The 10,655-nt window shown below is 64.9% G+C and carries 6 protein-coding genes and 1 pseudogene; 4 read left to right on the top strand and 3 right to left on the bottom strand.

Going from position 1 to position 10,655, the window contains the following annotated elements; all coding sequences use genetic code 11:
- Positions 1-262: 262 nt before the first annotated feature.
- The 3 genes from QJT82_RS36895 to QJT82_RS36885 all read right to left on the bottom strand — a co-directional run bounded on the left by QJT82_RS36895 (position 263) and on the right by QJT82_RS36885 (position 4,547).
- On the bottom strand, positions 263-691 hold the full coding sequence (locus QJT82_RS36895; protein ID WP_028343121.1) for a heme-binding protein: 429 nt from the start codon (positions 689-691) through the stop codon (positions 263-265).
- Positions 684-3,662, bottom strand: coding sequence for an FAD-binding and (Fe-S)-binding domain-containing protein (locus QJT82_RS36890; RefSeq protein ID WP_028343120.1), 2,979 nt, complete (start codon positions 3,660-3,662; stop codon positions 684-686). The genes QJT82_RS36895 and QJT82_RS36890 overlap by 8 nt, the downstream gene beginning before the upstream one ends.
- A gap of 132 nt (positions 3,663-3,794) precedes the next feature.
- On the bottom strand, positions 3,795-4,547 hold the full coding sequence (locus QJT82_RS36885; protein ID WP_028343119.1) for a GntR family transcriptional regulator: 753 nt from the start codon (positions 4,545-4,547) through the stop codon (positions 3,795-3,797).
- Between the two features lie 132 nt (positions 4,548-4,679).
- Here QJT82_RS36885 and QJT82_RS36880 point away from each other — a divergent pair.
- The 4 genes and pseudogenes from QJT82_RS36880 to QJT82_RS36865 form a co-directional block, all read left to right on the top strand.
- Positions 4,680-5,870: pseudogene (locus tag QJT82_RS36880) on the top strand (alanine--glyoxylate aminotransferase family protein); the annotation flags it as partial.
- 170 nt (positions 5,871-6,040) lie between these two features.
- A complete protein-coding gene (locus tag QJT82_RS36875; protein WP_028343118.1) occupies positions 6,041-7,324 on the top strand; it encodes an MFS transporter in 1,284 nt (427 codons plus the stop codon).
- 386 nt (positions 7,325-7,710) lie between these two features.
- A complete protein-coding gene (locus QJT82_RS36870; RefSeq protein WP_028343117.1) occupies positions 7,711-8,907 on the top strand; it encodes an aminotransferase class V-fold PLP-dependent enzyme in 1,197 nt (398 codons plus the stop codon).
- Between the two features lie 47 nt (positions 8,908-8,954).
- Positions 8,955-9,752, top strand: coding sequence for an enoyl-CoA hydratase/isomerase family protein (locus tag QJT82_RS36865; protein ID WP_028343116.1), 798 nt, complete (start codon positions 8,955-8,957; stop codon positions 9,750-9,752).
- The last annotated feature ends 903 nt before the right edge of the window (positions 9,753-10,655 follow it).

Here is a 10,655-nt window from a genome sequence, read left to right as displayed (position 1 = left end):
CGACGCCTTCACCTCCGAGGAATGTGCCAACTACCTCAAAAATTCAGGCTATCGAACTTAATGCCATCACGCTTTAGGCACTTCGCTTTACCTCGCCCCGCGTGCGGGGAGGCGTTCCGGGTGAGGGGGAGTCTCCGCGAGCGCAGCTGTCACCGTCTACGCGGAGATTGCCCTTCACCCCAACCCTCTCCCCGTAAGAACGGGGCGAGGGAGCACAGTCCCGTCTCGGTCGCTATTCGACCTGAACTGACCGCACTCTAGACTAGCCCGCGTTGGGCTTCAGGCCGGCGGCTTCGATGCCGGCCACGGCGCAGATCTCGTCATTGTCCGAGGTGTCGCCGCTGACGCCGACGGCGCCGAGCAGGGTCGTACCGTCCATGATCAGGACGCCGCCGGGGACCGGCACCATCCGGCCCTGCGCCAGCGTGTTCACGGCGTCGACGAAATAGGCCTGCTCCTGCGCGCGCTGAAACAGCGCCCGCGATCCCATTCCGAGCGCCAGCGCGCCATAGGCCTTGCCATGGGCGATCTCGGCCCGCATCAGGCTGGTGCCGTCCTGTGCCGCGGTCACCTTCACCGCGCCGCGCGCGTCGAGGATGGTGACGACCAGCGGCTTGAACTTCTTCTCGACCCCCTTGGCCAGCGCGGCATCCAGAATCTTGCGGGCAATTTCGAGAGTGAGCTCAGCCATGGGCCTCTTCCTTTGTCGGTAACAATCTGTCGGAATTCGATTTCGCACGTTTCAGGCTCATCGCCAATACGCTGGCGACATGCAGCGGCGTTCGCCCGCTGCCGTCCTTGATCTGATGCCGGCATGAGGTCCCGTCGGCCACGATCAGCGTGTCCTGATCGGCGCTGCGGACCGCGGGCAGCAGCGACAGCTCGGCCATCTCGATCGAGGCCTGATAGGTGTCGGCACCATAGCCGAACGCGCCGGCCATGCCGCAGCAGCTCGACTCGATGGTCTGGACGTCGAGGCCCGGCACCAGGCGCAGCACCTTCTCCACCGGCTTGAACGCGCCGAAGGACTTTTGATGGCAATGACCGTGCACCACGGCCTTGCCGGCGACCGCGCCGAGCGGCAAGGCGAGGCGCCCGGCCTCGGCCTCGCGCACCAGAAATTCCTCGAACAGCAGCGCGTGGGCGCTGACGGTCTTGGCGGCCTCATCCGAACGCAGCGACAGCAGCTCGTCGCGCAGGGTCAGAAGGCAGCTTGGCTCGAGACCAATGATCGGCACGCCGCGGGCCGCGAACGGAACGTAGGTCGCAACCAGCCGGTCGAGTTCGGCGCGGGCCTGCTCCACCAGTCCGGCCGACAGGAACGTTCGCCCGCAGCACGGCGGCCGCCCGCCGTCCGATGGCCTCGGCAGATACACGCGATAGCCGCCGGCGACCAGCACCTCGACCGCGGCGTCGAGATTCTCGCGCTCGTAGCCGCGGTTGAACGTATCGGCGAACAGCACCACTTCGCGGCCATCCACCGGACCCAGCGCCTCGGCGTCGGGCCGGAACGTGTCGCGGCGAAACTCGGGCAGCGCGCGCCTGGCGCTGATCCCGGCGAGTTTCTCGAACAGCGCGCGCAGCAGCGGGCTGCGGTTGCGCCAGTTCGCGATCGGGGCAAAGCGCGAGGCGAGATCGACATAGCGCGGCAGATAGCCGACCAGCCGGTCGCGCAGCGACAGACCGTGCGTCGCCGCGCGCGCGGCCAGCACCTCGATCTTCATCTTGGCCATGTCGACGCCGGTCGGGCATTCATGGCGGCAGGCCTTGCAGGAGACGCAGAGCTTCAGCGTCTCCATCATCTCGTCGGAGGCGAGCGCGTCCGGACCCAACTGGCCCGAGATCGCCAGCCGCAGCGTATTGGCGCGGCCGCGGGTAACGTCCTTCTCATTACGCGTGGCACGATAGGACGGGCACATCACGCCGCCTTCGAGCTTCCGGCAGGCGCCGTTGTTGTTGCACATCTCGACGGCGCCCTGGAAACCGCCGCCGGCGCCGGGATAGGCCGACCAGTCGAGCACCGTCTTCAATTCGCCGACGCGATAATCCGGCGCGAAGCGGAACAGCGAACGGTCGTCCATCTTGGGCGGATCGACGATCTTGCCCGGGTTGAGCGTATTGCCGGGATCGAAGCGCTGCTTGACCTCGCGGAAGTCGGCCACGATGCGCTGCCCGAACATCGCTTCGTGGAATTCCGAGCGCACCAGTCCGTCGCCGTGCTCGCCGGAATGCGAGCCCTTGTATTCGCGCACCATCGCGAAGGCTTCCTCGGCAATGGCGCGCATCGCCTTGACGTCCTTCTCCAGCTTGAGATTGAGCACCGGGCGCACATGCAGGCAGCCTTCGGAGGCATGCGCATACATCGTGCCGCGGGTACCGTGCTTGGCGAACACGGCATTGAGCCGCTCGGTGTAGTCGGCGAGATGCGGCAGCGGCACCGCGCAATCCTCGACGAACGAGACCGGCTTCCCCTCCTGCTTCATCGACATCATGACGTTGAGGCCGGCCGCGCGGAAATCGGCGATGCCGGTTTGCAGCGCGGGCTCTGTTATCTCGACCACGCCGCCCCATTTGCGCTGCGGCTTGTCCCAGCCGAAGCCGAGGTCGGCCATCAGCTCGCCGAGCTGCTTGAGGCGCGCGAGATTGTCGGCCTGGTCCTCTTCGGCGAACTCGACCACCAGGATGGCGTCCGGATCGCCGCGCACCGCCGCCGAGATGATCGGCTGGAACATCGCGATCTCGCGGCCGAGCGCGATCATGGTGCGATCGACCAGCTCCACAGCGATCGGCCGCAGCTTGACCAGATGCTGGGCCGCGTCCATCGCCTCGTAGAAGCTGCCGAAATGGCAGACGCCGAGCGCCTTGTTTCGGATGACCGGCCACAGCTTCAGCTCGACCTGCGTCGTGAAGGCCAGCGTCCCTTCCGAGCCGACCAACAGATGCGCCAGATTGTTCGGCGCGTTGCGCGGCACCAGCGCGTCGAGGTTATAGCCGCCGACGCGACGCTGCACCTTGGGGAATTTGTCCGCGATCTCGAGCGCCTCGCGCTCGCCGAGATCGAGCATGTCGCGAAACAGCTTCAGTCCGCTGTCGGACGAATTGACCCGCGTCAGGTCGCGCGGCACCTCGCCGAAATGCAGCAGCGTGCCGTCGGCCAGCGCGGCGTCCATCGACAGCGTATTGTCGCGCATGGTGCCATAGCGCAGCGAGCGGCCGCCGCAGGAATTGTTGCCGGCCATGCCGCCGATCGTGGCGCGCGAGGCGGTCGAGACGTCGACCGGAAACCACAGCCCGTGCTTCCTGAGTTGCCGGTTGAGATCGTCGAGCACGATGCCGGGCTCGACCACGCAGGTCCGATTCTCGACGTCGAGCGAGAGGATCCGGTTCAGGTGCTTGGACAGATCGACGACGATGCCGTCATTGACGGTCTGGCCGCATTGCGAGGTGCCGCCGCCGCGCGGGGTGACGATCCGCCCGGCGTCGCGGACGATCGCAAGCGCCCGCAGCGCCTCGTCGACGGTTCGCGGCACCACCACGCCGGCCGGCATGATCTGGTAGAACGAGGCGTCGGTCGCGTAGCGGCCGCGGTTGAAGGCGTCGAAAAACACGTCGCCGGTCAGTTCGGACCGCAGGCGGTGTTCGAGCGAGGAGGCGTTCTTCATCCCAGATCCGATGTGATCCATGACGCGACCGTGGCTGCTCATGGATTATGCATTCTTTCGACGTGAGAATTACATTATGAATTCATAATGGGCAAGGATAGCTGCCCCCCAGCCATGCTTGTGCTGCCCCCTTTAGTCGTTCTGGGGCGTCGTCTCCAGGCCGCCATCCGGCCCCTCCGCGAGGTGATCGATGGCGGCGGCCCGCTTGTTGCGCAGGTGCTGGAACAGGATGTCGCTGAGCTCGCTTGCCGCGCGCCGGCGTAGCGCATCGAGGATTGCCTCGTGCTCGCGCATCGCCTCGGCCCAGCGCTGCCGCTTGCGGGCGAAATTGGCGGAATAGCGGACACGGCGGATGCGGCCGGCGAAGTTGGCGTAGGTGGCCTTCAGCGTCTCGTTGCGCGCGGCCGCAACGATGCTCTCGTGGATTTGCTGGTTGGTCTGGAAATAGCCGTGCATGTTGCGGTGCAGATAATGGCCGTACATCTCGTAGTGCAGCCGCTCGATCGCGACGATTTCCTCGTCCGTGATGATCTCGCAGGCCAGCCGTCCGGCCAGGCTCTCCAGCCCGGCCATCACGTCGAACAATTCCTCGAGGTCGTGCGGGCTGAGCCGGCGCACCCGCGCGCCGCGGTTGGGCAACAGCTCGATCAGGCCCTCGGCGGCCAGCACCTTGAGCGCTTCACGCAGCGGCGTCCTGGAAATGCCCAGCATCTCGCAGAGCTGCCGCTCTGGAACGCGGGCGCCCTCGGGAATGTTGCCTTCCACCACATAGTCGCGGAGCCGTAGCAGGATCTCGCCGTGAAGCGAGGCCTCCTGGCGGTCGCTGCCATTGCCGGCGGCGGGCGGGGTGATCGGAACCCCGGCTTCGGGAATCGCGGATTTCATATTCTGAACAATAATTTGCCGGCGCGGTCGCGTCGATGCTCTCCATCGAATACCAAAATTGGATTGAAAAGACAAAAAATGAATGCAAAATAGCTCGCAGAGGAGCCGAAATCCGGCGATTGGGAGGTTCTCATGCATCAAGGGCGCCATTTTCTGCAGATTCCGGGGCCGAGCCCGGTCCCGGATCGCATTCTTCGCGCGATGGACATGCCGGTCATCGACCACCGCAGCGCTGAATTCGCCGCGCTCGGCCGGGCCGTGCTCGAAGGCACCCAGAAGGTGTTTCAGACCAAGGGGCCGGTGGTGATCTTCCCGTCGTCCGGGACCGGCGCCTGGGAAGCCGCCATCGTCAACACGCTGTCGCCCGGCGACAAGGTCCTGATGGTCGAGACCGGCCACTTCGCCACCCTGTGGCGGCAGATGGCCGGCCGCTTCGGCATCGAGGTGGATTTCATGCCCGGCGATTGGCGTCGGGGCGCCGACCCTGCCCAGATCGAAGCAAGGCTCGCCGCCGACACCGCGCACAGCATCAAGGCGGTAATGGTCGTCCACAACGAGACCTCGACCGGCGCGACCAGCCGGATCGCGGACATCCGGGCCGCGATCGAGAGCACCTCGCATCCGGCGCTCTTGATGGTCGACACCATCTCCTCGCTGGGCTCGGTCGACTACCGGCACGACGAGTGGAAGGTCGATGTCAGCGTCAGCTGCTCGCAGAAGGGCTTCATGCTGCCGCCCGGCCTCGGCTTCAACGCCATTTCGGAAAAGGCCCGCGCCGCGTCGCGCACCAACAAGATGCCGCGCTCCTATTTCGACTGGGAGGAAATGCTGAAGCCGAACGCGAACGGCTTCTTCCCCTATACGCCCGCGACGAACCTGCTCTACGGGCTGCGCGAGGCCATCGCGATGCTGCTGGAGGAGGGGCTCGACAACGTGTTCGCCCGCCATCAGCGGCTGGCCGCCGCCACGCGCGCCGCCGTCAATCAGTGGGGGCTCGAGGTGCTGTGCCAGGAGCCCTCGGAATTCTCGCCGGTGCTGACCGCGGTGATGATGCCGCCCGGCCATGATGCCGATCAGTTCCGCAAGGTCGTGCTCGACAATTTCAACATGTCGCTCGGTGCCGGCCTGTCGAAGGTGGCGGGCAAGGTGTTCCGCATCGGTCATCTCGGCGAGTGCAACGAGCTGACGCTGCTTGGCTCGCTGACCGGCGTCGAGATGGGGCTTTCGGTCGCCGGCGTCCCGCATCGCCCGGGCGGTGTCGAGGCCGCGATGCGGCTTATCGAGCAGCGCGACCAGCGTAACGCGTCGTCGCATCTGAAGGTGTCAGCACTTAAAGCGTTTTCGAGCGAAGTGGACGCCGGTTCGCGTGAAGAAAACGCGTCAACAAAAATCTAGAGCTTCGGTTCTGAACTAATCAGAGCCGTAGCTCTAGCAGCCACGGCATCCGCAGCGCAACGAATTCAGAACAATCGCGGATCGGGGGAGGGGATGATATGAGGCTTCGGTTCAAGGCCACCCATGTCGTGTTGGCCATGCTCTGCGTGATGTACTTCATCACCTATGTGGACCGGGTGAACATCGGCACCGCGGCCGGCGAGATCCAGAAGGAGCTCGGCCTGTCCAACACCGAGCTCGGTCTGGTGTTCTCGGCCTTCGCCTATCCGTACCTGCTGTTCCAGGTGATCGGCGGCTGGGTCGGCGATCGCTTCGGGCCGCGCCAGACCTTGTTCTGGTGCGGCATGATCTGGGCCGCCGCGACCATCATGACCGGCTTTGTCCATGGTCTTGCCGCGCTGTTCGTCGCGCGTTTCGCGCTGGGGTTCGGCGAAGGCGCGACGTTTCCGACCGCGACGCGCGCGATGCAGTACTGGACGCCGGCGAACCGCCGCGGCTTCGCGCAAGGCCTGACGCATTCATTCGCGCGGCTCGGCAATGCCATCACCCCGCCGGTGGTCGCGCTCCTGATCCTCTGGCTGACCTGGCGCGGCGCGTTCGTCGTGCTCGGCGTTGTCAGCCTGATCTGGGGCGTCGCGTGGGTCTGGTACTTCCGCAACGAGCCGAGGGACCATGGCTCGATCACCGCGGCCGAGCTTGCGACATTGCCGCCGCGTCCGCAGGGCGAGCGGCCGAAGGTGCCGTGGGGACCGCTGCTGCAGCGGATGTGGCCGGTGACGCTGACCTACTTCTGCTACGGTTGGTGCCTGTGGCTCTATCTCAACTGGCTGCCGCTGTTCTTCAAGAACAACTACAGCCTCGATCTGAAGAATTCGGCGCTGTTCGCATCCGGCGTGTTCTTTGCCGGCGTGATCGGCGACAGCATCGGCGGCGTTATCTCCGACCGCATCCTTGAGCGCACCGGCAATGTGCGGCTGGCGCGACTCAGCGTGACGGTCGTGGGCTTCGCCGGCGCACTGCTGTCGCTGATGCCGATCCTGTTCGTTCACGACATCACGGTGGTGGCGCTCTGCCTGTCGGCCGGCTTCTTCTGTGCCGAGCTCGTGATCGGGCCGATGTGGTCGATCCCGATGGACATTGCGGCGAAATATTCCGGCACCGCCGCGGGGATCATGAACACCGGCTCGGCTTTCGCGGCTATCGTCTCGCCGCTGGTCGCCGGCTTCGTCATCGACGCCACCGGAAACTGGTACCTGCCGTTCCTGATGTCGATGGGCCTTCTGCTGGTCGGCGGCTTCTCGGCGTTCCTGATGCACCCCGAGCGGCCGTTCGAGGAGACCGGCGAACTGGTGGCGCCGGGCAAGGTGGTGGCCGCTGAATAGCAACGAGGCTGAATGGCGGCCGCAACGGAAGTAGGCTCCCTCGCCCCGTTCTTACGGGGAGAGGGTTGGGGTGAGGGGCTATCTCCGCAGATGCGGTGATAGTTGCGCTTGCGGAGGCTCCCCCTCACCCGGAACGCATCTTGCGATGCGTCATAGCCGAAGCTCTGCTTCGGCGTTCTTGAGAACGGCCGCCGAAGGCGGCCTATGCCTCTCCCCGCACGCGGGGCGAGGTGAAGCAGAGCCAGTTGCTTGGCGTGAGCTCACGCGGCCCCGGCGGAGCGCCGTCAGATATGCATGACGGACCCCCGCCGGGCCTAGGACAAACCCGGCGAATAGTGATATGCGAGCGGCTCACCACGACCAAGACGAGACCGGGAAAGACGCTCATGACCGTGCATACTGGAAGGCATTTTCTGCAGATTCCGGGACCGACCAACGTGCCGGACCGGGTGCTGCGGGCCATGGATATGCCGACCATGGACCATCGCGGTCCCGAGTTTGCCGAGATCGGTTTTGCCGTGCTTTCTGCGATGCAGCGTGTGTTCCGCACCAAGCAGCCCGTGATCATCTACCCGTCGTCGGGGACCGGCGCCTGGGAGGCCGCGATCGTCAACACGCTGCAGCCCGGCGACAAGGTTCTGATGTGCGAGACCGGCCAGTTCGCCGTGCTGTGGCATGGCATTGCCGACAAGTTCAAGCTCGACGTCGATTTCATCGCGGGCGACTGGCGCCACGGCGCCGACCTCGAGCAGATCGAGGCCAGGCTGTCCGCCGACAAGGCGCATAAGATCAAGGCGGTCTGCGTCGTCCATAACGAGACCTCGACCGCCTGCGTCACCTATCCGCGCGACGTCCGCAAGATCCTCGACACGCTGAAGCATCCGGCGCTCTTGATGGTCGACACCATCTCCGGCCTCGGCTCGCTGGAATATGAGCATGATGCATGGGGCATCGATGTCTCCATCGCCGGCTCCCAGAAGGGGCTGATGCTGCCGCCCGGCCTCGGCTTCAACGCCGTGTCGGAGAAGGCGCTCGCCGTGGCCAAGGCCAATCCGGGCATGCGCTCCTATTGGGACTGGCAGGAAGTCATCAACATCAACAAGGCCGGCACCTGGCCGTATACGCCGGCGACCAACCTCCTGTTCGGCCTGCGCGAGGCCGTGAAGATGCTGGAGGAAGAGGGGCTCGAGAACGTCTTCGCCCGCCACAAGCGCCACAGCGAGGCGACACGTGCCGCGATCAAGGTCTGGGGCCTCGAGACGCAGTGCCAGGAGCAGGGCGCGCACTCGCCGGCGCTGACCGCGGTGCGGGTGCCTGACGGTCACGACGCCGATCATTTCCGCAAGGTCGTGCTGGAGAATTTCGACATGTCGCTCGGCACCGGCCTCAACAAGGTCAAGGGCAAGGTGTTCCGGATCGGCCACATCGGGCACTTCAACGACCTGATGCTGATGGGCACGCTGTCCGGCGTCGAGATGGGCCTTGATCTGGCCAAGGTGCCGCATCGCAGCGGCGGCGTGCTGGCGGCGATGGAAGTCCTGAAGGGACGCGAAGCTTCGCAGGCGTCCAAGGCTGTGGCCTAGAAGGCCGTCGCCTGAAATCGAATCGCAAACAACAGAAAGAGCGAGACATGAACGCGCCCGTCACTTCGACCGAAGACCTGATCTACTCCGTCGAGGACGGGATCGCGCGCATCACGTTCAACCGGCCGCAGGCGCGCAATGCGCTGACCTTTGCGATGTACGAGCAGATGGCGGCGATCTGCGAGAACATCAATCAGGATCACTCCATCAAGGCGCTGATCATGACCGGTGCCGGTGACAAGGCGTTCGCCTCGGGCACCGACATCTCGCAGTTCCGCGCGTTCAAGACGGCGCAGGATGCGCTCGACTATGAGGCGCGGATCGATCGCGTGCTCGGTACGCTCGAGCAGTGCCGCGTGCCCGTGATCGCGGCGATCGCCGGCGCTTGCACCGGCGGCGGCGCCGGCATCGCCGCCTGCTGCGATATTCGGATCGGCACCGAGGCGACGCGGATCGGCTTCCCGATCGCGCGCACGCTCGGCAACTGCCTGTCGATGTCCAACATCTCGCGGCTGGTGTCGCTGATCGGTCCGGCGCGGACCAAGGATCTGATCTTCAAGGCGCGCCTTGTCGAGGCGCCCGAAGCGCTGGCGCTCGGGCTGTTGAACGAAGTCGTCCCCGATGTGGAAACGTTGCAGCGCCGCGCCACCGAGACGGCGAAGCTCGTCGCCGGCCACGCGCCGATCACGCTCGAAGTGACCAAGGAAGCGGTGCGCCGCATCCGCCGCACACTGTCGCGCGAGGAGGGCGAGGACCTGATCCTGCGCGCCTATATGAGCGAGGATTTCCGCGAGGGCATGGACGCCTTCCTCAACAAGCGCGCGCCCAACTTCAAAGGCAAGTAACGGCTGCGCTCAATCACTGAGTTGCCCGACGGGTCAAGCCCTCAAAGCAGAAATATTTCGCTTTATCCGAAGGCCAACTCAGTGCTATGGAAATAGCCGTCTCGCCCGATCGAGGGGCGCTTCGCGGTCGTCACGAACGTGGGTCGAGATGCGGTGGACGCCGATTGCGCAACTGACGAGTGCGCATGACGCGGACGGCGAAATCGTGCAGACCTGACGCCCTAGCGGCAGGTGTCCTCTCGCAAAACGCGCAAGCGTTTTTGCGAAAGCGGTGACAAAAAAGCCCAGTCTCACCGGGGCGAGCACGTATAAGCCGAAAACCATCGCGCAGGGAAAGCCGGGTTGTATCCGGTTACACCTGTGGTCCTACCCCCGAGCTTTCTACCTTTTGCTCGGGGCCCATGGGTGCGATCGGCACCCGGCTTTCCCTGCGCCCTCTGTTCGAAGAGGGCGGAACGAAGAGCAAAGCTCGGACAGATCATGTCGCGAGAATGCGGATGTGTGACTCGCAAATCGCCCCACAAATTACAAATTAGGTGTCGTCCCGGGCAAGCCAACGGGTCGGCGCAAAGCGCCGCCCGATGACAGGCTCCGCGCGACCCGGGACCCATAACCACCGAAGGTCATTGTCGGACAACGCTGGAGCCACAGCTCGCGTCAACAACGACCAACGTCTGTGGTAATGGGGCCCTGCTTTCGCAGTGACGACAGTGAACAAGCTGTTTGAAAGTTGAATCAAAACTCACCCCGTCATCCCCGCGCAAAGGCTTTGCCTTTGTCGCTGGAGGTGCGAGCGGAGCGAGCCTCGAAGGATGCACGGCCCGGCTGGTGGCCGTCGATCCTTCGAGACGCGCGTTCCGCGCTCCTCAGGATGACGGGACTGTTGCAAAGCGGTTATGCTAA

Source organism: Bradyrhizobium sp. Mp19 (assembly GCF_029952935.1).
In the GTDB taxonomy this organism is placed as follows: domain Bacteria; phylum Pseudomonadota; class Alphaproteobacteria; order Rhizobiales; family Xanthobacteraceae; genus Bradyrhizobium; species Bradyrhizobium elkanii.
The sequence above is the reverse complement of the archived record's forward strand: the minus strand, read 5'-3'. Positions and strand labels throughout refer to the sequence as shown.